Genomic DNA, 22,554 nt, shown 5'->3' with positions numbered 1-22,554 from the left:
CGCCGCCTATTCCTCGCCTGTTGCCTGCTAAAATCCGGCGCATCATGACCACCCTGCGAGGAATCGCCATGCATCAAGGCCGCAACCCCGGCATGCTGACATTTGCCAGTATGCTGATCGCATTGTTACTAAGCAGCTGTGCCAGCAACGCTCCGCAATCCAGCGCCATGCTGCTGAAGGCGCGCTACCAGTTTGCCGATAGCAGTGAAAACGCGAGTTATTGCCTGCTGCAAAGGCTGGCCGAATCCTACCCCAACCGCACCAGCACGGTAGATCAGACCGCGCATGGCTGGGATATACGCCTGCGTGCCGATCAGCGCGTGCTGTTTGTGCTGAGCATGTCGGACGTCAAAGGCCAGAAAACGCTAGGGGAATTGTTTTTGCCGGAGAGCGATATGGGCAATACGGCCTGGATAGGCCGCATTACCTCGGCTGCTCTGCCCTGCAAGGGCAAACCGGTGTATTGATCAAGCAGGCTAGCCAGAGATGGCGCGAGCATGGCAAGGCGTTTGAGCGCTAGTCTTTCGTCTCAGGCGGCACTTGATAAGCGGTGTATTTGGCATTGCTGCCACGCGCCAGATCAGCCGGATATTTCTTCGCGTTAAGGTCTATCTTGGCATTGGCCGCGGCGATCAGGTCTATGCCGCAGACTTCGGCAATCCGCAGCAGATAGACAAAGGTATCGGCCAACTCATGACCAATCTCCGTCTTGCGGGCAGCATCCATGGTGGCACTTTCTGCCGGGGTGTCCCATTGAAAATGCTCCACTACTTCCGCCGCTTCCACGATCATCGCCATCGCCAGATTTTTGGGCGTATGAAACTGCGCCCAGTCGCGCTCGACGACGAAGGCATTTACCCGGGCACGCAGTTCATCCAGGCTGTCACTCATCGGCAGGCTTCTCCTTGCGGTTACTGCCTGCCACCATGCGGATTTCAAACAAACGACATTCCAGCGGGCCGTTGAACAAAGGCGTGCGTTTGGAAGGCGCCAGTCGCATCAGCTTGGGCATGCGCAGGTCATTGGTCAGAAAGTAGGCGTTCCAGCCAGCAAACTTGCGCTTGAGCGCTTCGCCCATCTTGGGGTAAAGCGCAGCCAGCTCTTCATCTTCGCCAATACGCACGCCATAAGGCGGGTTGGCCACCAGCACACCGGCTTCGGCGGGCGGCGGCACTTCCACCATATCGGCATGGCTCAGCTGCACGGCTTCCAGCAACCCAGCCTCCTGCAGATTCTGCTTGGTGACGCGCACGGCGCGCAAATCCTGATCGCTGCCGTAGATTTTCTGGAAGGTCGCAGGCTTGGCCTGGCTCTGCGCTTGCTGACGCAGGGTCTTCCATTTGTCGGCATCAAAATTCTTCAGCTTTTCAAAGCCGAAATGACGGCGGCTGCCGGGCGCAATGTGCAAGGCCATCATGGCGGCTTCGAGCAAAAAGGTACCGCTGCCGCACATCGGGTCCAGCAGCGAGGTGCCCGGCTGCCAGCCGGACAGCTTGAGGATCCCCGCGGCGAGGTTTTCACGCAGCGGCGCTTCTATGCTGGCACGGCGCAAACCGCGCTGGTATAGCGCATGGCCGGAAGTATCCAGGTAAAACTGAAAATGCTCGGCAGCGAGATAGGCGTGGATGCGGACATCGGGCTCTTTGGTATCGATATAAGGGCGGCTGCCCACGGCCTGGCGGAAACGGTCACAAACGGCATCCTTGATACGCAGGGTGGCGAATTCCAGACTTTTCAACGGGCATTTGACGCCAGTCACCTTGACCATGAAGTTGCGGCCCACATCAAACCACTCCGGCCAGTTGAACTTGAGCGCGGCCTGATAAAGATCATCTTCGCTGGCATAGTTGCCGCGCACCACTTCCAGCAGCACGCGCGTCGCCAGGCGACTGTGCAGATTGACGCGGTAGCATACCGCCATGTCGCCGCCAAACGAGGCGCCACCATCGGTCACCTGCACGGCGCGCGCGCCCTGTTGCTGCAGCTCTTCGGCCAGCAGCGCTTCCAGCCCGCGTGGGCAGGTGGCAAAAAATTGATGGGATTTCATTCCGCGGACTCTCTTTCCAGCAGCAAGCGATTGGGGGTATTCGGATTATGGTCGCGCAAGCGCTCAATGAAATCCATGAATTCGATCTTGTATTCGGCTTCCAGCGCACGCGCACGTTCGCGCAGCGAGCTCCAGCGCAGATCCTGCGGCGCACGCTTGAAGGCAAATACGATGATATTGCCAGGGCGGCCGGTCGGCATAACCAGCACGCGCTGATGAAAACTTTGCTCGATGCGTTGCAGGTAGACATCAAAGTTGCGGTCCGAGCCCCACAGATTGACCACCAGCATGCCATCCAGCGTGAGCGCTTCAAAGCAGTCATCAAAGAAAGACTGGGTGCAGAGGTCCTGCGGGATGCCGCGGCTGTCAAAGGCATCGATCACCAGCACCTGCATGCTGTCGGCATTTTCGGCGACATACACGGCCCCATCGGCCTGCACGACTTCAAAACGCGCCTCGCCCGAAGGCAGGTATTCATCATGCGGCACAAAAAAGTGACTGCGTGCCACCTGGATAATGCGGGGATTGATCTCGATCACCTTGCAGGCAATCTGCGGCAGGTACTGGTAGATGTACTTGGGCACCGAGCCGCCACCGAGGCCGATCATGACCAGATTGCGCACCTGCTTGTTGAACAGCAGAAACACCATCATGCCGCGCGTGTATTTCAGTTCAAGATCATAAGGCGCCTTGACCCGCATGGAGCTTTGCACGGTATCCGAGCCCAGATGCAGCGAGCGCACGCCGTCGATCTCGCTCACATCCACGCTGTCTTCATGCGTAATGGCCCGGTGTATGCTGCGTGCGATGTTGCGTCCCATCCTAAACATTTGCCACCTCGGCTACGGGTGTCTCCACGCCTTTGAATCGGGTGTCCAGTTCCATCATGAGCGTATCCACCTGACGAATTTCCAGCTTGACGCGGGTGCCCGGTGCCAGCTCCGGCAGGCTGTGCACCTTGGTAATGTACGGCAGGTTATCCAGCCGCACCAGATTCTCGCGCCACACCGTGGCGCCGATTTCCTGGATGTTTTCCTGCACCAGATATTGCAGGCACCAGTAGCGCTCCATGCGCGTCTGAAATTCATTGTAGGCATTGTAAGTCTGGTCAAAATTGCGCATGGCCGAGGCCAGCAGATCGCTATTCGGCGGATATACCGGCGGCTCCGCGCGCAATACCGAGATCACCTGGCGCTGGTTAATCAGATCCACCGCGCGGCGAAGAGGCGAAGTGCTCCAGGCATATTGCCCCACGCCCAGGCCCTGATGCGGCTCAGCCTGCGTGGTCATGTAAACCTTGCCGCCATTCTGCGCACGGTAAATACCGGGAATGGCATGCTCTTTCAAGAGCAGACCCCATTGGCTGTTGGCTTCTATCATCAGCTCGGCCACCAGCTTGTCCATGGGCGAACCGCGACGGCGCGCCACGATCTGCACCTTGCCGTCGGTGACATAAAAGTTGTAATCGAGCTGTGGCGGCCGCGTCGGGTCGTATTTGCCACGGGCTTTTTCCAGCGCTTCGGCCAGATTGAACAGGAACAGCAGGCGCGCCCAATAGGGATGCCCGCTATCTTCCGCCAGCGTGGCTTCGTTGAAGTAAGGCTCCAGCGCATCATGGCGCAGGTTTTCCACAATACGCACGCGCTCCACACGACTCTCGCGATGCACAATGCTGAAATCCGCCGCCACATCCAGATACAGCGACAGCGCAGGCCGCTCATGGCCTGCATTCAGGCTGAAAGGCTCAATGGCCTCTTCCGGCAGCATGGTGATCTTGTTGCCCGGCATATAGACCGTAGACAAACGGTGCAGCGCGACCGCATCCAACGGTGAGTCCGGCAGAATACCCAGCGCCGGGGCGGCAATATGAATGCCGACACGGGTGAGACCATTGCCCAGCGGCGTTACCGATAGGGCATCATCGATTTCGGTGGTCGTGCTGTCATCAATACTGAAAGCTTCGACCTCGGCCAGCGGCAGGTCGTCGACCGGTGGCAAGGCGTCCACAGCATCAAAGCCTGTGCCTTTGGGGAAATATTCGCGCAGAAAAGCGCCCAGATGGTAATCGTGTATGGAAGCGATGGCACCCGCAGCCGCCAGCACTTGCACATGCCCGGTATGGGTTTCGGCCGCCGCCTGCTCCAGCGCTTTCCATTCCATGGAGTTTTTGTCGGGATCGTAAAACAGCATGTCCAGCTTGCTGCGGAACTCTTCGGGCAGCTCACCTGCCTTCAGTTGCTCTGCAAAGGTGGCAATTTTTTCGGCTTGCAGGCGCTTCTTTTCAATCGCGGCCAGCGCGGCATTCAAGGTATCGGCAGGCGCGGCCTTGTAGTGCCCTTTGCCCTTGCGATAAAAATACACCGGCGCGCTGTGCAAGCGAATCGCCACCGCGGCTGATTGCACCGGCGTGGGTTTTTGTCCGTAGTAATCCTGCGCCAGCGCATCAAAGGCAAATTCGTCCTCGCCACAGCATTCCCACAAAAACGGGATATCCAGCTGCTCAGCCTCGGCATTGGCGGCTTCCATGAACCCGGACAGGGATTGCTCAAACTTCATGAGCACATTGGCAGACTTGATCTTGGAGCGTTTGCCGGTCAGGGCCTCGACCTGCAAGGAACCCGGATTCTCGGTCATGATGGCGGCAACCTTGAAGCCACCATCCTCTTCGTAAAATACATTCATGCGTGTTTGATTCTTTTTCCGCCCTTGTGGGCATGTGGTTGACGTTTCCGGCGTTATCTCTGACACTTGAAAGCTGACAACCTTTTCAAGCCTATGGAAAACGCAGAACAATTGATTCGGGACGCCGGACAACGTCCCACGCCTTCACGTATTGCCGTACTCAATGTACTGGCGGGCGCTCAGCACGCCCTCACCCATCCTGAAATCCTGCAAGCTCTGGGCAGCGAAGCATCGTTTGACCGGGTCACGCTCTACCGCGTTCTGGACTGGTTGCTGGAGCATGGTCTGGCGCACGCTATTATGGGGCATGACCGGGCTCGCCGCTTCCAGCACACGCAAAAAAATACGCTGCATCAGCATGCTCACTTCAAATGCACCTCGTGCGGCAAGGTGTTTTGCCTGGAAGGCGTGCATGCCAGATTGCCTGCGCAGATACCCGAGCATTTTACCGTCGATTCCATCGAACTCAACATTAAAGGCTGTTGCGCCGACTGCCAGCGCGCGCAGGCCTAAGCCTCGAACCCCTGCCACTCATCCGTGGCAGCCAGTCTCACCTTCCAGCCCCTGTCTTTAACACGGCATCGTTTTCATTACCTGCAACACCACCTTCATAAATGCAACTAGGTTGCATTTTTTAACGCCAGGCATTAGCATGCACGGGATCGCAACATTGTTGCAAACATATTCAGCCCCTGCTGACCCACATGCCACAAGACCTGACCCCACAACAGCTACTCGCCATGCCCGCCACCGACTACATGAACGGAGAGCAACTGGCGTACTTTGCCCATCTGCTGCAAAGCCTCAAGGCCGAAATCAGCGATAACGCCGCCCATACCGGCGAGCACCTGCGCGAAACCGAAGATGCCGCCGACCCGGCCGACCGCGCCACCCAGGAAGAAGTCCGCACACTGGAGCTGCGGGCGCGCGATCGCGAGCGCAAATTGCTGAAAAAGGTCAATGCCGCGCTGCGCCGGATTGAAGAAGGCAGCTATGGCTACTGCGAAGAAACCGGCGAAGCCATCGGCCTGGCACGCCTGCTGGCCCGCCCGACCGCCACGCTGTGCGTGGAAGCCCAGGAAAGACACGAGCGTCGCGAGCGCCAGTTCGGGCATTGAGCGCCACCGACACCAGCCACACTCCCTAGCGAAGGACATCCCATGAAAAAACTCCCTGTCACCGTGCTCTCCGGCTTTCTCGGCGCCGGCAAAACCACGCTGCTCAACCATATTCTCAATAATCGCGAAGGTCGCCGCGTCGCGGTCATCGTCAACGACATGTCCGAAGTCAATATTGACGCGCACCTGGTACGTGAAGGCGGCGCGGCACTATCGCGCGCCGAAGAAAAGCTGGTGGAGATGAGCAATGGCTGCATCTGCTGCACACTGCGCGAAGACCTGCTGGTGGAAATCCGCCGCCTGGCCGCCGAGGACCGCTTTGATTACCTGCTGATCGAATCCACCGGCATCTCGGAACCACTTCCGGTGGCCGAGACGTTTACCTTCCGCGATGAAAACGATGTCAGCCTGTCGGATGTGTCGCGCCTGGATACCATGGTCACCGTGGTCGATGGCTACCATTTCCTGCGCGACTACAGCTCGCGTGACTTCCTGGCGGATCGTGGCGAAACCATGGGCGAAGAAGACACGCGCACCGTGGTCGACCTGCTGGTCGAGCAGGTGGAATTCTGTGATGTGATCGTCCTCAATAAAACCGATCTCATGACGCCTGCCGAGATCGGCCAGCTGGAAGGCATCCTCAAGACATTGAATCCGCGTGCCGACATCGTGCACAGCAGTTTCGGCAAGGTGCCGCTGGATCGCGTGCTGAATACCGGCCGCTTTGACTTCGAAGCCGCACAGGATGCCCCTGGCTGGCTGAAGGAGCTGCGTGGCGAACACGTGCCTGAAACCGAGGAATATGGCATCAGCAGCTTTGTCTACCGGGCGCGCAAACCGTTTCATCCAGAACGCCTGTGGGCATGGCTGGGCCAGGAATGGCCAGGTGTGGTCAGATCCAAAGGCCACTTCTGGCTGGCCAGCCGTCCTGATTTCTGCGCCAACTGGTCTCAAGCGGGGGCCATCTCGCGCAATGAACTGGCGGGCATGTGGTGGGCGGCTACCCCTTCTGACTATTGGCCGCAGGACGAAGAGTCCCTCGCCATGATCAAGCAGCGCTGGCTGGAACCCTGGGGCGACCGCCAGCAGGAACTGGTGCTGATAGGCATGAACATGAACGAATCCGCGATACGGGCAGGCTTTGATGCCTGCCTGCTAAGCGATGAGGAAATGGCCAGCGGCGTATCTGACTGGCGCAAACTGCCCGACCCCTTCCCGGCGTGGCATGCGGCGCATGAAGAAGAGCAAGACGCAGCATGAGCGGTTTTCCAAGCTGAAGATTCTGCGGCTACAATAGAACTTGAGCGATGTAGCCGGGTCAGGCAAGAGTCTGGTCTGGCGCATTCCTGGCAACGACACATCACCAACCTTTTAAACTCTGCCTTTTGGCCCCAAGCAACAGGTTATCCATGAGCCACGATCCCCGCATTCCCGTCACCCTGCTCACCGGCTTTCTCGGTAGCGGCAAAACCACGCTGCTGAACAAGCTGCTCAACAACCCCGGCATGAAAGATACGGCGGTGGTGATCAACGAGCTGGGTGAGGCCGGGCTGGACCACATACTGGCCCGCACCGTGGAAAGCGAGCATGTCGCTGACAACACCGTGTTACTTAGCTCGGGCTGCCTGTGCTGCACGCTGACCAATGAACTGGCCGATACCCTGCGCGATCTGTTCTTCAAGCGCGCGTTATCAGCGATTCCCGAATTCAAGCGCCTGGTGATCGAAACCACCGGCATGGCCGACCCAGGCCCCATCCTCGCCAACCTGATGAACGAGCCGGTGATCAGCTCGACCTACCGGCTGGATGCGGTGGTGGTCACCATCGACAGTCAATATGGCATTCAGCAGATTGAAAAACATGGCGAAGCACGCAAGCAGGCCGCCGTGGCCGATGTGCTGCTGCTGACCAAGTCCGACCTGGCCACACCGGAACAGCAGGAAGCGCTGGCGGCGACGCTCACTGAGCTCAACCCAGGCGCTACGCAACACATGATCCGTCATGGCGAGATTGAGCCCGAACACCTGATTGATGTGGGCCTGTTCAGTCAGGATGGCAAGCAGGCGCAACCACAACGCTGGTTGCGCGCACCCACGCGCTCCAAGGCGGGCCGCGGCATGTTGCCCAAGGCCGTGCACGATGACGAGATTGTGAGCTTCACCGTCACCCTGCCCAAGCCGCTGACCTGGGATCAACTGGAGCCGGTGCTGAAATGGCTATGCGCGACCTTTGGCGAGCAATTGCTGCGGCTCAAGGGCATTATTCACGCCGAAGACCAGCCTGCGCCGATTGCCGTGCATGCGGTGCAACATACCCTCTACCCCCCCACCCTGCTGGAAGGCTGGGATGAAGACGAGCCGCTGACCCGCATTGTCTTTATTGGCAAAGGCGTCGACGAGTTGCGCGTGCGCGATGCGCTGATGCAGCTCTAGGGGCGCTGCGCGGGAACTATGGCGAAAAATATGGTTGCCCAGGCGTTGATTTCGTCTGGGCTGCTGCAAGCATAACCAGACCGCCAGAAATACAGGCTCTAAAAGTCGCGATTTTGCCCCCGGCAGCCCCCAGAAAATGCATGCGCCAATATGACATTTTTATGAACGTTCGGCCGCCAAGCCGCTCCAATTCGCATATTCGATTCCACACGGACAAAGCTTTACTGCTCAAAGGCTTGTCACGTCACGAAAACGTGCTATATTCCGCTCCTTTCGCCATTTCGGGCAGCCTTCGGAGGCCTATATGAAGTTCAGATTTCCTGTCGTCATCATTGATGAAGACTTTCGCTCGGAGAACTCCTCCGGTCTCGGCATACGCGTGCTGGCCAAAGCCATCGAAGAAGAAGGCTTTGAAGTACTGGGCGTGACCAGTTATGGTGACCTGACCTCCTTTGCTCAGCAGCAAAGTCGCGCCTCGGCCTTCATTCTGTCGATTGACGATGAAGAGTTCGTCGAAGAGAAGCCAGAAGCGCTGGATAACCTGCGCAAATTCGTCGACGAAATCCGCTACCGCAATGAGGAAATCCCGATTTTCCTGCATGGTGAAACCCGCACCAGCCGCCATATCCCGAATGAGATCCTGCGCGAACTGAACGGCTTCATCCACATGTTTGAAGATACGCCGGAATTCGTGGCCCGCTACATCGTGCGTGAAGCGCGTACCTATCTGGACAGCCTGCCACCGCCATTCTTCCGCGCGCTGACCCATTACGCAGCCGATGGCTCCTATTCCTGGCACTGCCCCGGTCACTCCGGTGGCGTGGCCTTCCTGAAATCTCCCGTCGGCCAGATGTTCCACCAGTTTTTTGGTGAAAACATGCTGCGCGCTGACGTCTGCAACGCCGTGGACGAACTGGGCCAGTTGCTGGACCATACCGGCCCGGTTGCCGCTTCCGAGCGCAATGCGGCGCGCATTTTCAACTGCGACCATTTGTATTTCGTGACCAATGGCACCTCGACCTCGAACAAGATCGTGTGGAACTCCACCGTCGCCCCCGGCGATATCGTGGTGGTGGACCGCAATTGCCACAAGTCGGTGCTGCACTCCATCATCATGACCGGCGCCGTGCCGGTGTTCCTGATGCCAACGCGCAATCACTTCGGCATTATCGGCCCGATTCCCAAAGAGGAATTCGCCTGGGAAAACATCCAGAAGAAGATTGAAGCCAACCCGTTTGCCACCGACAAAAATGCCAAGCCACGGGTACTGACGATTACGCAGTCCACCTACGACGGCGTGCTCTACAACGTGGAAGAAATCAAGGAAATGCTGGATGGCAAGATCGACACCCTGCATTTTGACGAAGCCTGGCTGCCACACGCCACCTTCCATGACTTTTACGGTGACTACCACGCCATTGGCGCTGACCGCCCGCGCTGCAAAGACTCCATGGTGTTCTCCACCCAGTCCACGCACAAGCTGCTCGCCGGCCTGAGCCAAGCATCGCAGATTCTGGTGCAGGATGCAGAAGACAACCGCCTGGACCGGGATGTATTCAATGAAGCCTATCTGATGCACACCTCCACCAGCCCGCAATATTCGATTATTGCCAGCTGCGATGTAGCTGCCGCCATGATGGAAGCCCCGGGCGGCAAAGCCCTGGTGGAAGAATCCATCATGGAAGCCCTGGATTTCCGCCGCGCCATGCGCAAGGTGGATGAAGAATGGGGCAGCGACTGGTGGTTCAAGGTCTGGGGCCCGGACGACTTGTCCGAAGAGGGCATTGAAGAACGCGAAGCCTGGATGCTGAAAGCCGGCGAACGCTGGCACGGTTTCGGCAATCTGGCCGAAGGCTTCAACATGCTGGACCCGATCAAGGCCACCATTATCACGCCTGGGCTGGATGTGGATGGCTCGTTCTCGGACGAGTTTGGCATCCCCGCCGCCATCGTCACCAAGTATTTGGCCGAGCACGGCGTTATCGTGGAAAAGACCGGTCTTTACTCGTTCTTCATCATGTTCACCATCGGCATTACCAAGGGCCGATGGAACACCATGGTCGCCGCCTTGCAGCAGTTCAAGGATGATTACGACAAGAACCAGCCGCTGTGGAAAGTACTGCCGGAATTTGTTGCCAAGCAGCCACGCTATGAGCGCATTGGCCTCAAGGATTTGTGTACGCAAATTCACGAAGTGTATCGCGCCAACGACGTGGCACGCCTGACCACCGAAATGTATCTGTCCAACATGATTCCGGCCATGAAGCCGACCGATGCATTTGCGCGCATGGCGCACCGCAAGATTGACCGCGTGCAGATCGACGAGCTGGAAGGTCGCATCACTGCCGTGCTGCTGACGCCTTACCCGCCTGGCATTCCATTGCTGATTCCGGGTGAGCAGTTCAATGCGATCATCGTGAATTACCTGCGCTTTGCCCGCGATTTCAATGAGCGCTTCCCTGGCTTTGAAACCGATGTGCACGGCCTGGTAAAGCAAGTGGTGGATGGCAAGGCGTATTACTACGTGGATTGCGTGGCGGCCTGATTAATCGCGTGCGCTGGCCCTGAGGGTCGGCGCATTTCATCGCGGTCAGCGCGGGCAAGCGCTATTCGCGCAAGGAGAACATACCACCGACGGCGGTGGCGGCTTGCAAGGTGTGAGCCATGTCATTCATCACGTCAAGCCACATCCCTCGTTCCGTTTGACGGAACAAGCGCATGCTAGGGTACCAGGGGCTGTCGTCGCGCACGGTCATCCAGCGCCAGTCTGTCATGTACGTCGGCAGCATGAGCCAGCAAGGCTTGCCCATCGCACCCGCCAGATGAGCGGCGGCCGTATCCACCGATATCACCAGGTCCAACCCCGAGATCACAGCGGCCATATCTGCAAAGTCCACCATGGCTTCAGGTAAATCGTGCAAGCCCACGGCAGCGGCACCAACCTCACTTGCCGGCTCCTGCTGCAGCCGGATCAGATTAACTCCGGGGATATTTCTTAGCAGCATGAAGCAGCCGGCGCTAGGCAGCGAACGGTCAACATCATTCTCGAATTTAGGATTGCCCTTCCACACCAGCCCCACATTCACGCCCTCGGCAGGCAGCAGGGCCTGCCATTCCTGCTGGTGCTCGGAAGAGACGCTCAAATAGGGAGTTTGTGCCGGGATATTGTCGATGCGGGTTTCCATAAGCCCGGGCAGGCTTAGGAGCGGGCACCAGTAATCACACTGAGCTTGCCCCGCATTGGTCAATATCTCATCAAACATGGGCTGCATGGAAAACAGCCGCTGCAAGGCCAAGGGGCATACGATCTGCAGGCGCACAGACCACTGTTGTTGCAGCATCAATGCATAGCGACAGAATTGGATCGCATCGCCATGGCCACCTTCACAAATGATGAGCAGGGTTTTCCCGCTGAGAGGCTCGCCATTCCAGCGAGGGGCATTCACAATAGAGGCATGTGGCGTAAGAGTTCGCGCTTCCAGGCAGCGCCATCCTTCTTCGAAACGCCCCTGCCGCAGGAGCAGGTAACTAAGGTTGAACCGCGCCTTTCGATAGTCCGGTGCCATGTTCAGCGCATGGCGGTGAGCGCGCTCCGCCTCGTGTTCCCGCTGCAGCGCCGTGTAAAGAATGCCAAGGTTGGTCCACAAGGCAGGTTGTTCAGAATGATGACGCATGGCCTGCTGATAGATGCTCTCCGCCTCATCAAACCTGCTCATGCGTTGCAGCAGCACGCCAAGATTAAGTGCAGCATTGAGCAAGGCCGGCGCATGCTGGAAGGAGCTGCGATAGGCATCTTCTGCCGCATCCCAATGGCCGCACTGCTCAAGCACGTACCCAAGATTGCAATGGGCTTCCGCATAATCCGGCGCCAGCTGCAGCGCTTGCCGCAGTGCCTTTTCAGCTTCTGCCCATTGTTCAATTCGCATATAGGCCAGCGCCTGCGAGAACCACGCCTCGGGTTCGACCTCAGGCTTTATATCAGTCGATGTCTGGTCGTTTGAATCGATCATAGTGCGAACCCCTGCCTTGATAATGCTGCTTGTTAGGCTGCGTTGCGTCTGTAAGTCAGATAGCGGAATGGCAAGCCTTGTTCACTGACATGGCGCTCCTCTTCGATGAGCTGCCATTGCCCCCTATCCATCTGCGGAAAAAAAGCATCGCCTTCAAAGTGGGCATCAATTTCCGTAATGTAGAGCTGATCCGCTTTGGCAAGACCTTCACGGTAAAGTTCTGCACCACCGATGAGGAACACCTCATCATCGCCTGCCGACTGTGCAAGGGCATCTTCCAGCGAGCTGGACACCAGTGCGCCTTCAACCCGATAGTCCGCATTGCGCGTGACAATGACGGTGGTGCGGCCCGGCAACAGGCGGTTCAGTGACTCATAGGTTTTTCGGCCCATGATGATATGATGGCCCATGGTCAAGGCGCGAAAGCGCTTGAGGTCTTCGGGCAAATGCCAAGGCAGGGTATTATTGACCCCGATGACGCCATCATGCGCGATGGCTACGATAAGAGAGAGTTTGGGCATGGCGGTATTATACTGCCCGGCCCCTGAATCCCGAATGGCAACGGACACACCGGGTCACATTCGCCCATTCATGAAAAATCGCCGGTCCATATGGCGGCAAGCTCAGGCAAGCCAGGCATGGCCTGAACATTGGAGATTGATTAGTTGCGCATTGCTTATCCTCGATCATTTTTAAAGCTATTGCTGTTTGGTTTTGCACTCACCATGCTCCCATTGCTATTTGCCTTCGGCAATGCGGCGGTTTATCTGGATAGACTCGCCGATAAAAGTCGCACGACCGTGGCGCAATCGGTGCAGGCCACCCGCGCCAGCCGGGCGATTGCGGAACAACTCATGCTGATGGAGCGTAGCGCCCGCCAGTATTTTGTGCTGCATGACGTGCAGTTGCTGGTGAACTTCACGCGGGCACACGAGCAGTTTGCCGATGCGATTGATGAGCTGAGCGGCCTCAGCATTACGGCGAGCCAGGCAGAGGCGCTGAAAGCGATCAACCAGCAGGAAGACAAGCTCTACGACACGGTGGTGCAATTGCAGCCCACCCCGGAAACCGCCAAGGCAGCCATTGCCGAATTCCTGGATTTATCGGATCAGGCGCAGAATATCCTGCGTGAAAACAATCGCCTGATCGACCGCGAGTCAGCGATTCTGGCGCGCACGGCCGAGCAAACCCAGGAAATGCTGATCAGCCAGACCATGACCCTGATTCCGGTAGCGCTGCTGGTTGCCGCTGTAATCACATTCCTGGTCGCACAACCCATCAAGCGCATGGATGCCGCCATCCGTCGGCTGGGCGAAGGCAAGTACGATGAACCCATCAGCATTGATGGCCCCGGCGACCTGCATAACCTGGGCATACGCCTGGACTGGCTGCGAGCGCAACTGGATGAGCTCAATCAGCAAAAACAACGCTTCTTGCGCCACGTATCGCACGAGCTGAAAACGCCCCTCACCGCCATCCGCGAAGGCAGCGAACTGCTGAGCGATGAAATCGGGGGCGCCTTAAGTCCGCAGCAGAAAGAGATTGCGAATATCCTGCGCGAAAGCAGTATGCGCCTGCAAAAAATGATAGAAAACCTGCTGAATTATTCCGCCGTGCAATATCAGAAACCGCAGCTGGAATTAAGCGGATTTGACTTCCCCACCCTGCTGGAAAATGTGTTGAATTCGTATGCGCTGACCATGAGCAGCAAGCAGATTACTATTGAGCGGGACTGCGAAACCGTGCACCTCAAGGCGGATGCCGAAAAAGTCGCCACCATCGTCGACAACCTGATTTCGAATGCCATCAAGTACACGCCAAAATCCGGCACCATCCGCTTGCGCACCCGGCAAACTAATGACAGTCTGGTGTTTGAAGTCCATGATGGCGGCCCGGGCGTCATGGCGGCGGACAAGGCAAAACTGTTTGATCCTTTTTACAAAGGGAACGGCGTCTATGAAAGTCTGGTCAGTGGAAGCGGGCTAGGCTTGTCGATTGCCAAAGAATATGTAGATGCGCACGGCGGCGAGATCATGCTGCTGCCATCGGAACATGGCGCCCACTTCCAGGTGCGCCTGCCGTTGCATCCGGCCAGTAAAGCCGCCTAGTCCACTCAAGCCTTGCCCTTATTGCCGTCCTTCATGGCATGTCAGCAATATGCTTCACCCCGCGTGGTCAGGCATATCGGCATTAATACGAATTTTTAGGAGAATATTCCATGAAGACTACCGCCCTTTATCCGGGCCTGACCCGAGCAGCATTGCCGCTACTCACCGCGCTGCTGTTAAATGCCTGCGCGCCGGTCTCGACCAAACCGCAGGCTCCGGTTACCGAGTCTGCGACCACGCACCACGAACATAGCGGCAAAACCGAGGTCAAAGCGGAAACCCCCGTGGTCAACAACAATGCCTTGCTGGAGTACGCGCAGTATTTCACCGACCTGCCCGCCGATACTCAGAAAAAGGAGGTCGCCATCCTGAGCACAAGCAATGGCAAGGAAAAACTGCCTCTGCTCACGCGAAGCAAGCTGGCAATTGCTTATGCACTGCCCTCCAGTAAAACGCGTGATTCGCAGAAGGCCCAAATCTTGCTGGATGAATTACTGACAGAGAAAACGCTGTCTGCCGATGAAAAGAATCTGTTTGGCCTGTTGCGCGACTTCGTTGGCGAAAACCTGCGATTGGTAAGCCGCGTGCGCGATGAGCAAAAGCGCGCGGATACGGCCCAGACCGGCATGATGAACCTGCAGAAAAAACTGGATGACCTCAAGGATATTGAAAAAACCATGATAGATCGTGACCAAGGACCCAAGAAATGAGTGTTTTGGCTTTATCGCCCGTCACTGGCCGCAAGATTCTGGCTGTAGACGACGATCCCGACATTCTTAAACTGCTGGAAATGCGGCTGGTGGCCGCTGGCTACCAGGTTGTCACCGCGGCCAATGGCGAAGAAGCGCTGGCGCATATCGGGGTGAGTCGCCCCGCACTGGTGATCAGCGATCTGCGCATGCCGCGCATGGACGGCCTGGCGCTGTTTGACGCCATCCATCAGGCGGACCCTGCCCTGCCCGTCATCCTGCTCACCGCGCACGGCTCGATTCCAGAAGCGGTGGATGCCACCCGGCGTGGCGTGTTTGGCTTTTTAACCAAACCATTTGACAGCAAATCCCTGTTGCAACAGGTGGAAGCAGCCTTGCGGCTCACCGCAGGCGCGCATGTCACGGCAGACAGCACGGAAGATCAAAGCTGGCGCGAAGCCATCATCACCCGCAGTCCGCACATGGAAAACCTTCTGAGCCAGGCCAAATTGATGGCCATGTCAGACGCCAGTGTGTTTATTCAAGGCGACAGTGGTACCGGCAAGGAACTGCTGGCGCGTGCCATACACAAAGCCAGTCCGCGCAATCGCCGCCCGTTTGTGGCGATCAACTGTGGCGCGATCCCCGAAGCCCTGCTTGAATCCGAGCTGTTTGGTCATACCAAAGGCGCCTTTACCGGCGCCGTCAGGGATAACAAAGGCCTGTTCCAGAGCGCGGAAGGCGGCACGATTTTCCTCGATGAAATCGGCGACATGCCCATGCCCTTGCAGGTCAAGCTGCTACGGGCGTTACAAGAGCGCGTGATACGGCCTGTCGGCTCCAACACCTCGATTGCGGTGGATGTACGGATTATTTCGGCCACGCATAAAAACCTCGCCGAAGAAATGAAAGCCGGGCGCTTCCGTGAGGATTTGTATTACCGCATCAACGTGGTATCGCTGGATATCCCTTCCCTGGCAGGCAGGCGCGAGGACATCCCTCTCTTGGCCAATAACTTCCTCCATGCCTTGAGCACCAAATACGGCAAAAACCTCAATGGCTTTTCACCCGACGCCATGGAGTTGCTGATTGCAGCGCCGTGGCCGGGCAATGTCCGGCAATTGCAAAACATCGTGGAACAGACGGTGGTGTTATCGACCACACCGCTGGTATCCACCTCCCTGGTACAAAAAGCCCTGCAGGACGATATCGGCGGCATTGTGCCATTTGAGATTGCGCGCAAGAACTTTGAGCGGGACTACCTGATCAAGCTGCTCAAGGCCACCAATGGCGGCGTCACGCAAGCTGCCAGACTGGCTCAACGTAATCGCACCGAGTTCTACAAGCTGCTGCAACGGCATCAATTGACCCCGGCGTTGTTCAAAGACGACACCAGCGGCCAAGCTGCCTAGTTTTCGCGACACCCATTCCTATTTAAATTCAACGCTTTACAAAACACCCCCTGTGGAGCGTCGCCATTCAGCGACGATTTCACCGGGGGTTAAAAATCCTAAATTTCAATTAATCGATTGATTTAAAACAACATTTTCATGTTGGCACGCTACTTGCCATATATCTTGTGAGCAATGTAAGCAAACCAACATGAAAAACAAGCCATTTACATTTAATCTGAAAACCACCGCCCTGACGCTGAGCTTGGCTCTGTGCGCCTACAGCGCATCCGGGGTTGCGGCTAACGCTGATCGTCCACTGGTGCAGCCTTTTGCCAGCGCTTTCAGCAAGCTGGACAGCAATCAGGATCATCGTCTGAACCACGATGAGGCGGTTCAGGATCAAGACCTCGCACAGCATTTCGAAAACGCCGATATCGACCGCAATGGCAGTTTGAGCGAGCAGGAATTTGAACAGTTCAAGCAAGCTGCCCAGCAAGCCCGCATGGAAGCATTTCTGGACGATACCGAAGTAACCGAAAAGATTCGCGATGAACTGGTGCACGACAGTCACACCAAATCGCTCAACATCAGTGTGGAAACCTACAAAGGTGAAGTGATATTAAGCGGCTTTGTCGATACGGATCAGCAAGCGCATCGCGCGGTGGAAATTGCATCCTCCGTGCAGGGTGTGCAAACGGTTAAAAACAGTTTGGTTGTTAAGGGGTAAATCACATGCTTAAGAACAAGATGAATACGAAAATTGCCCACGCCTGCGCAGCCTTGGCGCTGGTTTGTGCCTTCAGCACCTCGGCCCAGGCCGAAGGCTTTATGGAGGTGAATGGACCCTCGATTCTCGGTGGCGCACTGGGCGGCGGTGCCGGCGCCATAGTCGGCTCCTCCATCGGTGGCCGTGATGGCGCGATCATCGGCGGTGCCATTGGTGCGGCCGCAGGTGTGGCGATTGCGTCACAGACACCACGCTACCAGGCAGAGCCTCGCTATCGCCCCGCCCCACGGGTGTATTACCAACCTGCACCGCGCGTCTACTACCAGCCAGCCCCACGCGGTTACATGGTGTATGAGCGCGACTGGCGCGGTCCACGTCATCACGACCACGGTCATGGTCACGACAGATACTACCGTTATCAAGGTTACGGATACTAAGGGAGGGTATTACCATGAAAAATCCTAATCCACGCAAAACGCATCCACTGGTTCTGGTTGCCGCCGTCGCACTGACAATCTTCAGCCTGCTTGGTAGCGCGGCAATTACCGGTCTGATTCCAGTGCATTCCGAAAAACAGGATGCGGCGCAAAGCCTGACTGATGGCCGTCACCGTGACGCCGCCATTGCCAAGCCCCAGGCCGCTGCTGCGCCGGTTCCCGATCAGCATTCGTCAGCTTGCAGCAGCTGCGGCACGATTATTTCGATACGCACGGTAGAGGGCGAAGCCCTGCAGCATCCACTGCAACAACCCGCCCTGCAGGCGCGTGATGGCGAAAAACTGACCGCCTACATCATCCAGGTGCGCATGGCAGATGGCGTGACGCATACCATTACGCAACTTGACCGTCCCCGTCTCGCCGTGGGTGAGCAAGTCCGGCTTAGCATAGGGCGCCAGCTTAACGCTTAACGTTTCCCCGTGGCGGGCCTCTAATCCCCGAGGAGGTCCGCCTTTTTTCTTCCCCCGCTGCCTGGAAACAGGCAATAAAAAACGCCCTCACGGGCGTTTTTTATTGGGTCGAATCAACACCAATCAGGCTGCTGATTATTCCTTGCCGATCTGGTAGATCTCGCTGTGCGATTCCACGATCTTGCCGGAAGTGGCATCAACCTCAACCTTGATTTCCTTGCCATCCTTACCCACGATGTCGAACTCGTAAGTAGCAGCGCCGTCTTCTTCGATTTCGTATTCGACTTCGGTGATTTCACCTGGATGAGCTTCCAATGCCGTCTTGCGTGCATCGGCTTCGCTAACCTTCATCTTGGCTTTGAACAGTGGGTCTTCAGCAGACTTCACTTCTTGCTCGATTTCAGTCACTTTGCCGCTCAGCGCGTTGCACTCAACATCCCAAGCCTTGCCATCAGCGGCTTCAATATCGAACTCATAAACTGGAACCTTTTTCTCCAGCTTCATTTCCACTTTTACCACGGTACCGGGCTTGGCCTTGGTTGCAGCAACCAGGCACTTTTCCAGGCTTACCTTGGTCTTGGGGATCACCAGATCGGCAGCAACCGCGCTATTGGCAGCAAATGCCAAGGCGATCAGTGCAGCACCAACAGATAATTTTTTCATAGTAACAACTCCATAGTGATTAAAAAAACAAGTCAGCAAAAATTTGCAAGCAAAACCAATGCCGACAAGAGCTTACAGCCAGATTATGGCATTTATTGTAGTTATTGAAATGTGACGCTTGTGCGGGAAAAACGAAGCTTCCCGCCAAGCTTAAACAGCGACAGGTGCCTTGATGGGCGGATATGGATCGTAATTCTGCAAACTGAAATCTTCGTAGCGGAATGCGAAAATATCACGCACGTCTGGGTTGATTTGCATGGTGGGCAAGCTGCGGGGCGTGCGCGACAACTGCTCTTTCACTTGCTCCATATGGTTGAGATAAATGTGCGCATCGCCCAATGTATGCACAAAATCGCCCAGTTTAAGCCCACACACCTGCGCCACCATCATGGTCAGCAAGGCGTAGGAAGCGATGTTGAACGGCACGCCAAGGAAGATATCCGCACTGCGCTGATACAGCTGGCAGCTGAGCTTGCCATCCGCCACATAAAACTGGAAGAAGGCATGGCAAGGCGGCAGCTTCATCTGGTCGACATCGGCCACGTTCCAGGCCGAGACAATCAGCCGACGCGAATCCGGATTGCGCTTGATGGCGTCCACCACCTGGGTGATCTGGTCGATATGGCTGCCATCCGGCTTGGGCCAGTTGCGCCATTGATAACCATACACCGGGCCCAGATTGCCCTCGGCATCGGCCCATTCGTCCCAGATGGTGACGCCGTTTTCCTTGAGATAGGCAATATTGGTACTGCCTTGCAGGAACCACAGCAACTCGTGGATGATGGATTTCAGATGCACTTTTTTGGTGGTGAGCAGCGGAAAACCAGCCGCCAGATCAAACCGCATCTGGTAACCAAATACGGACAGAGTGCCGGTGCCGGTTCTGTCTTCTTTCTTGTGGCCATGCTCAAGCACATGGCGCATCAGATCATGATAGGTTTGCATAAGGTGACGGCTTTCCGCGTAAATCCAGCCTAATCGGCGGTGTGGTCGACAATGAATTGCTTGATGGCCTGCACATCGGCATCCATCACCTCAAAGCGCTGCGGCAAATCTTCCAGGCCTTGCAGGCTGGCCGGGCGCTCCGGCTTGTGGCCCAGGGCTTCCTGAATCGCATCTTCAAACTTGACCGGCAATGCCGTTTCCAGCACCAGCATGGGGGTGGCGGGGTCGCGCACTTGCAACGCGACTTTCAGACCATCAGCGGTGTGGGTATCAATGGTCACACCATACTTGGCTTGTGTCTCACGTATGGTCTGCATGCGGGCTGCATGATTGCTGCTGCCCGAGACAAAGCCGTAATCGGCTACCTGGGCAAACAGGCCGTCTTCATTCAGATCAAAGGCACCGCCCTGATCTACCTTGCTCCACAGGGCACGCACCTTGGCGGCATCGCGCCCGGTGAGATCAAACACAAAGCGCTCAAAGTTGGAGGCCTTGCTGATGTCCATGGAAGGACTGGAGGTGTGGTAGGTATTGGCCGAGCCACGCGGACGGTACACGCCAGTTTTGAAGAACTCGTCCAGCACGTCGTTTTCATTGGTGGCGACCACAAGTTTATCGATAGGCAAGCCCATCATGCGCGCCACATGGCCGGCACACACGTTGCCAAAATTGCCGGAAGGCACGGCAAAGCTCACTTTTTCCGTGTTGCTGCGGGTCACGGCAAAGTAGCCCTTGAAGTAATACACCACCTGCGCCGCGACGCGTGCCCAGTTGATGGAGTTCACCGCACCGATCTTGTTCCTGGCCTTGAACGCGGCGTCATTGGACACTGCCTTGACGATATCCTGCGCGTCATCAAACACGCCGTTGACGGCGATATTGAAAATGTTCTCATCCTGCAGGCTGAACATCTGGGCGGTCTGGAAGCGGCTCATTTTCTTGTGCGGTGACAACATGAACACCTTGACGCCTTTTTTGCCGCGCATGGCGTATTCAGCCGCGGAGCCGGTGTCGCCGGAGGTGGCACCCAGAATATTGGTGGTCTCGCCTTTTTTCGCCAGCACATATTCAAACAGATTGCCCAGCAACTGCATGGCCATATCCTTGAAGGCCAGCGTCGGGCCGTTGGACAGGGACAGCAAATAGAGATTGTCTTCCAGCTTCAGCGTCGGGGTAATGTCCTCGGCATTTTGCTCAGGCCGCGCATAGGCATACACATCGGCACGGTAGGTCTTGTCGACAATCGCGCGCAGATCCGCTGGCGGAATATCGTCCGCCAGCAGCGAAAGAATGCTGAATGCCAGATCGCGGTAATTCATGCCGCGCAGGCGTGTCAGGTCCGCATCGCTCAGCTGTGGATATTGCTCGGGCAAGTACAGGCCGCCGTCCGGCGCCAGACCACCCAGCAGGATTTCGGTAAACGAGAGTGCAGGCGACTGCCCGCGGGTACTGATGTACTTCATTATCGGCCCAGTTCTTCCATACGCAATTTGGTGATCTTGCCGGCAATCGCAGGCAAGGCTTCAATCGCAGCAATCGCGCTATCCATGTTTTTCTCTACGGTCACATGGGTGAGAATGATGATATCGGCCTGATCCTCGCCCTCTTCCGGCTCTTTCTGGATCATGGCATCAATCGAAATATCGCGATCACCCAGGATGCGGGTCACTTCCGCCAGCACGCCGGGCTTGTCCATGGCACGCAAGCGCAGGTAATAGGCGCTGCTGATGTCGCTGATCGGCAATACCGGCAGGTCCTGCAGTTGCTCATCCTGGAAAGCGAGATAAGGCACGCGCTGGTCAATGGCTGCATCCATCATGCGCGCCACATCCACCAGATCAGCCACCACGGCACTGGCGGTAGGCTCGGCACCGGCACCGGCGCCGTAATACAAGGTGGGGCCCACAGCATCGCCCTTCACCACCACGGCGTTCATGGCGCCATTTACATTGGCGATCAGGCGCTTTTCAGGAATCAGGGTCGGGTGCACGCGCAACTCCACCCCGGCTTCACTGCGTTTGGTAATACCCAGCAGCTTGATGCGATAGCCCAGTTCCTCGGCATACTTGATATCAACCGCATCCAGACGGGTAATACCTTCGGTATAGGCTTTATCAAACTGCGGATGCGTACCGAAACCAATGGCAGACAGAATCGCCAGCTTGTGGGCAGCATCAATGCCTTCGACGTCGAAGGTAGGGTCGGCTTCGGCATAGCCCAGGCGTTGCGCTTCTTTCAGCACATCGGCAAAGGTCAGGCCTTTTTCACGCATTTCGGAAAGAATGAAGTTGGTGGTGCCATTGATAATGCCGGCAATCCACTCAATGCGGTTGGCACTCAGGCCCTCACGCAGCGCCTTGATGATGGGGATGCCACCAGCCACCGCCGCCTCAAAGGCCACGATCACGCCTTTGGCGCGCGCGGCCGCAAAAATCTCTTTGCCGTGCAAGGCAATCAGCGCCTTGTTGGCAGTGACCACGTGCTTGCCATTGGCAATCGCCTGCAACACCAATTCGCGGGCAATGGTATAGCCACCAATCAACTCCACCACCACATCAATGGCAGGGTCACTCACCACGGCAAACGCGTCATCGGTGACGTCCGCCTTGCCCTGGGTCACTTGACGAGCCAGTTCCAGATTGCGGTCAGCCACCCGGGCAATGCGAATGTCACGGCCGGAACGCCGTGCAATTTCATCATGGTTACGGGTCAGCACGGTGTAAGTGCCGCCGCCCACCGTACCAATACCCAACAAGCCTACATTGATTGATTTCATATTCACGCTGATCTTTTTAAAGTAAACAATGACAACTACTCGCGGCCATATCAAGC

The 22,554-nt window shown here is 56.8% G+C and carries 22 protein-coding genes; 12 read left to right on the top strand and 10 right to left on the bottom strand.

From position 1 onward, the window contains the following. Positions 1-68 precede the first annotated feature (68 nt). A complete protein-coding gene (locus MPQ_RS04580) occupies positions 69-467 on the top strand; it encodes a hypothetical protein (RefSeq protein WP_148225302.1) in 399 nt (132 codons plus the stop codon). A 49-nt stretch (positions 468-516) separates the two neighbouring features. Here the strand turns inward: MPQ_RS04580 and MPQ_RS04575 are convergent, their stop codons facing one another. From MPQ_RS04575 to MPQ_RS04560, 4 genes are read right to left on the bottom strand one after another with little or no spacing between them, the layout of a single operon-like run. Next, positions 517-891: a nucleotide pyrophosphohydrolase gene (locus MPQ_RS04575; protein ID WP_013441724.1), complete on the bottom strand. Its 375-nt coding sequence runs from the start codon at positions 889-891 to the stop codon at positions 517-519. Then, positions 884-2,047, bottom strand: a complete 1,164-nt coding sequence (locus MPQ_RS04570; RefSeq protein WP_013441723.1) for a class I SAM-dependent RNA methyltransferase — start codon at positions 2,045-2,047, stop codon at positions 884-886. Before MPQ_RS04570 ends, MPQ_RS04575 begins: the two co-directional genes overlap by 8 nt. Further along, on the bottom strand, positions 2,044-2,877 hold the full coding sequence (locus MPQ_RS04565) for a polyamine aminopropyltransferase (RefSeq protein WP_015829692.1): 834 nt from the start codon (positions 2,875-2,877) through the stop codon (positions 2,044-2,046). Before MPQ_RS04565 ends, MPQ_RS04570 begins: the two co-directional genes overlap by 4 nt. Then, positions 2,870-4,729, bottom strand: a complete 1,860-nt coding sequence (locus tag MPQ_RS04560) for a ribonuclease catalytic domain-containing protein (protein WP_013441721.1) — start codon at positions 4,727-4,729, stop codon at positions 2,870-2,872. The genes MPQ_RS04565 and MPQ_RS04560 overlap by 8 nt, the downstream gene beginning before the upstream one ends. A 66-nt stretch (positions 4,730-4,795) precedes the next feature. Here MPQ_RS04560 and MPQ_RS04555 point away from each other — a divergent pair, with 66 nt between their 5' ends. The 5 genes from MPQ_RS04555 (at position 4,796) to MPQ_RS04535 (ending at position 10,824) form a co-directional block, all read left to right on the top strand. After that, positions 4,796-5,242, top strand: a complete 447-nt coding sequence (locus tag MPQ_RS04555; RefSeq protein ID WP_148211143.1) for a Fur family transcriptional regulator — start codon at positions 4,796-4,798, stop codon at positions 5,240-5,242. Positions 5,243-5,433: 191 nt separating this feature from the next. Then, positions 5,434-5,847 (top strand): RNA polymerase-binding protein DksA, encoded by a 414-nt coding sequence (gene dksA / locus MPQ_RS04550; RefSeq protein WP_013441719.1) that lies wholly within the window; start codon positions 5,434-5,436, stop codon positions 5,845-5,847. A 42-nt stretch (positions 5,848-5,889) separates the two neighbouring features. Beyond that, entirely contained in the window at positions 5,890-7,107 is a 1,218-nt protein-coding gene (zigA, locus tag MPQ_RS04545; RefSeq protein ID WP_013441718.1) for a zinc metallochaperone GTPase ZigA, read from the top strand. 149 nt (positions 7,108-7,256) lie between these two features. Beyond that, a complete protein-coding gene (locus MPQ_RS04540) occupies positions 7,257-8,279 on the top strand; it encodes a GTP-binding protein (protein ID WP_013441717.1) in 1,023 nt (340 codons plus the stop codon). Between the two features lie 304 nt (positions 8,280-8,583). Next, positions 8,584-10,824, top strand: a complete 2,241-nt coding sequence (locus MPQ_RS04535) for an arginine/lysine/ornithine decarboxylase (protein ID WP_013441716.1) — start codon at positions 8,584-8,586, stop codon at positions 10,822-10,824. Positions 10,825-10,885: 61 nt separating this feature from the next. On the opposite strand, the gene MPQ_RS04530 is transcribed toward MPQ_RS04535, so the two are convergent. Both MPQ_RS04530 and MPQ_RS04525 read right to left on the bottom strand, forming a co-directional pair. Continuing rightward, positions 10,886-12,289 carry a tetratricopeptide repeat protein gene (locus tag MPQ_RS04530; RefSeq protein ID WP_013441715.1) on the bottom strand — a complete coding sequence of 468 codons (1,404 nt, stop codon included), beginning with the start codon at positions 12,287-12,289 and terminating at the stop codon, positions 10,886-10,888. Positions 12,290-12,321: 32 nt separating this feature from the next. Continuing rightward, entirely contained in the window at positions 12,322-12,810 is a 489-nt protein-coding gene (locus tag MPQ_RS04525) for a dihydrofolate reductase (protein WP_013441714.1), read from the bottom strand. Between the two features lie 204 nt (positions 12,811-13,014). Here MPQ_RS04525 and MPQ_RS04520 point away from each other — a divergent pair, with 204 nt between their 5' ends. The 6 genes from MPQ_RS04520 to MPQ_RS04495 all read left to right on the top strand — a co-directional run bounded on the left by MPQ_RS04520 (position 13,015) and on the right by MPQ_RS04495 (position 18,114). Continuing rightward, positions 13,015-14,397 carry a HAMP domain-containing sensor histidine kinase gene (locus MPQ_RS04520; protein ID WP_238525347.1) on the top strand — a complete coding sequence of 461 codons (1,383 nt, stop codon included), beginning with the start codon at positions 13,015-13,017 and terminating at the stop codon, positions 14,395-14,397. Between the two features lie 110 nt (positions 14,398-14,507). Further along, positions 14,508-15,107: a hypothetical protein gene (locus tag MPQ_RS04515; RefSeq protein ID WP_013441712.1), complete on the top strand. Its 600-nt coding sequence runs from the start codon at positions 14,508-14,510 to the stop codon at positions 15,105-15,107. Next, positions 15,104-16,498 carry a sigma 54-interacting transcriptional regulator gene (locus MPQ_RS04510; RefSeq protein WP_013441711.1) on the top strand — a complete coding sequence of 465 codons (1,395 nt, stop codon included), beginning with the start codon at positions 15,104-15,106 and terminating at the stop codon, positions 16,496-16,498. Before MPQ_RS04515 ends, MPQ_RS04510 begins: the two co-directional genes overlap by 4 nt. A 190-nt stretch (positions 16,499-16,688) precedes the next feature. Further along, the gene (locus MPQ_RS04505; RefSeq protein ID WP_013441710.1) at positions 16,689-17,207 is read left to right on the top strand and encodes a BON domain-containing protein; all 519 of its coding nucleotides are present in this window, start codon (positions 16,689-16,691) and stop codon (positions 17,205-17,207) included. A gap of 5 nt (positions 17,208-17,212) precedes the next feature. Beyond that, the gene (locus MPQ_RS04500) at positions 17,213-17,644 is read left to right on the top strand and encodes a glycine zipper domain-containing protein (RefSeq protein WP_013441709.1); all 432 of its coding nucleotides are present in this window, start codon (positions 17,213-17,215) and stop codon (positions 17,642-17,644) included. 14 nt (positions 17,645-17,658) lie between these two features. Then, entirely contained in the window at positions 17,659-18,114 is a 456-nt protein-coding gene (locus MPQ_RS04495; RefSeq protein WP_013441708.1) for a hypothetical protein, read from the top strand. 135 nt (positions 18,115-18,249) lie between these two features. Here MPQ_RS04495 and MPQ_RS04490 read toward each other — a convergent pair whose 3' ends face one another. The 4 genes from MPQ_RS04490 to MPQ_RS04475 form a co-directional block, all read right to left on the bottom strand. After that, on the bottom strand, positions 18,250-18,777 hold the full coding sequence (locus MPQ_RS04490) for a PepSY domain-containing protein (RefSeq protein WP_013441707.1): 528 nt from the start codon (positions 18,775-18,777) through the stop codon (positions 18,250-18,252). A 150-nt stretch (positions 18,778-18,927) separates the two neighbouring features. Continuing rightward, positions 18,928-19,722 carry a thymidylate synthase gene (locus MPQ_RS04485; RefSeq protein WP_013441706.1) on the bottom strand — a complete coding sequence of 265 codons (795 nt, stop codon included), beginning with the start codon at positions 19,720-19,722 and terminating at the stop codon, positions 18,928-18,930. 29 nt (positions 19,723-19,751) lie between these two features. Then, positions 19,752-21,185, bottom strand: coding sequence for a threonine synthase (gene thrC, locus MPQ_RS04480; RefSeq protein ID WP_013441705.1), 1,434 nt, complete (start codon positions 21,183-21,185; stop codon positions 19,752-19,754). Next, on the bottom strand, positions 21,185-22,498 hold the full coding sequence (locus tag MPQ_RS04475) for a homoserine dehydrogenase (RefSeq protein ID WP_013441704.1): 1,314 nt from the start codon (positions 22,496-22,498) through the stop codon (positions 21,185-21,187). Before MPQ_RS04475 ends, thrC begins: the two co-directional genes overlap by 1 nt. Positions 22,499-22,554 lie beyond the last annotated feature (56 nt).

Source organism: Methylovorus sp. MP688 (assembly GCF_000183115.1).
Classification (GTDB): Bacteria; Pseudomonadota; Gammaproteobacteria; order Burkholderiales; family Methylophilaceae; genus Methylovorus; species Methylovorus glucosotrophus.
The sequence above is the reverse complement of the archived record's forward strand: the minus strand, read 5'-3'. Positions and strand labels throughout refer to the sequence as shown.

Excerpts from the sequence above, each read along its gene's own strand:
- MPQ_RS04510 (WP_013441711.1), top strand. The coding sequence starts at position 15,104 with ATGAGTGTTTTGGCTTTATCGCCCGTCACTGGCCGCAAGATTCTGGCT.
- MPQ_RS04570 (WP_013441723.1), bottom strand. The coding sequence starts at position 2,047 with ATGAAATCCCATCAATTTTTTGCCACCTGCCCACGCGGGCTGGAAGCG.
- MPQ_RS04535 (WP_013441716.1), top strand. The coding sequence starts at position 8,584 with ATGAAGTTCAGATTTCCTGTCGTCATCATTGATGAAGACTTTCGCTCG.
- MPQ_RS04475 (WP_013441704.1), bottom strand. The coding sequence starts at position 22,498 with ATGAAATCAATCAATGTAGGCTTGTTGGGTATTGGTACGGTGGGCGGC.
- MPQ_RS04505 (WP_013441710.1), top strand. The coding sequence starts at position 16,689 with ATGAAAAACAAGCCATTTACATTTAATCTGAAAACCACCGCCCTGACG.
- MPQ_RS04575 (WP_013441724.1), bottom strand. The coding sequence starts at position 891 with ATGAGTGACAGCCTGGATGAACTGCGTGCCCGGGTAAATGCCTTCGTC.
- MPQ_RS04520 (WP_238525347.1), top strand. The coding sequence starts at position 13,015 with ATGCTCCCATTGCTATTTGCCTTCGGCAATGCGGCGGTTTATCTGGAT.
- MPQ_RS04565 (WP_015829692.1), bottom strand. The coding sequence starts at position 2,877 with ATGTTTAGGATGGGACGCAACATCGCACGCAGCATACACCGGGCCATT.
- MPQ_RS04525 (WP_013441714.1), bottom strand. The coding sequence starts at position 12,810 with ATGCCCAAACTCTCTCTTATCGTAGCCATCGCGCATGATGGCGTCATC.
- MPQ_RS04580 (WP_148225302.1), top strand. The coding sequence starts at position 69 with ATGCATCAAGGCCGCAACCCCGGCATGCTGACATTTGCCAGTATGCTG.
- MPQ_RS04560 (WP_013441721.1), bottom strand. The coding sequence starts at position 4,729 with ATGAATGTATTTTACGAAGAGGATGGTGGCTTCAAGGTTGCCGCCATC.
- MPQ_RS04500 (WP_013441709.1), top strand. The coding sequence starts at position 17,213 with ATGCTTAAGAACAAGATGAATACGAAAATTGCCCACGCCTGCGCAGCC.
- thrC (WP_013441705.1), bottom strand. The coding sequence starts at position 21,185 with ATGAAGTACATCAGTACCCGCGGGCAGTCGCCTGCACTCTCGTTTACC.
- MPQ_RS04485 (WP_013441706.1), bottom strand. The coding sequence starts at position 19,722 with ATGCAAACCTATCATGATCTGATGCGCCATGTGCTTGAGCATGGCCAC.
- MPQ_RS04515 (WP_013441712.1), top strand. The coding sequence starts at position 14,508 with ATGAAGACTACCGCCCTTTATCCGGGCCTGACCCGAGCAGCATTGCCG.
- MPQ_RS04540 (WP_013441717.1), top strand. The coding sequence starts at position 7,257 with ATGAGCCACGATCCCCGCATTCCCGTCACCCTGCTCACCGGCTTTCTC.
- dksA (WP_013441719.1), top strand. The coding sequence starts at position 5,434 with ATGCCACAAGACCTGACCCCACAACAGCTACTCGCCATGCCCGCCACC.
- MPQ_RS04530 (WP_013441715.1), bottom strand. The coding sequence starts at position 12,289 with ATGATCGATTCAAACGACCAGACATCGACTGATATAAAGCCTGAGGTC.
- MPQ_RS04495 (WP_013441708.1), top strand. The coding sequence starts at position 17,659 with ATGAAAAATCCTAATCCACGCAAAACGCATCCACTGGTTCTGGTTGCC.
- zigA (WP_013441718.1), top strand. The coding sequence starts at position 5,890 with ATGAAAAAACTCCCTGTCACCGTGCTCTCCGGCTTTCTCGGCGCCGGC.
- MPQ_RS04490 (WP_013441707.1), bottom strand. The coding sequence starts at position 18,777 with ATGAAAAAATTATCTGTTGGTGCTGCACTGATCGCCTTGGCATTTGCT.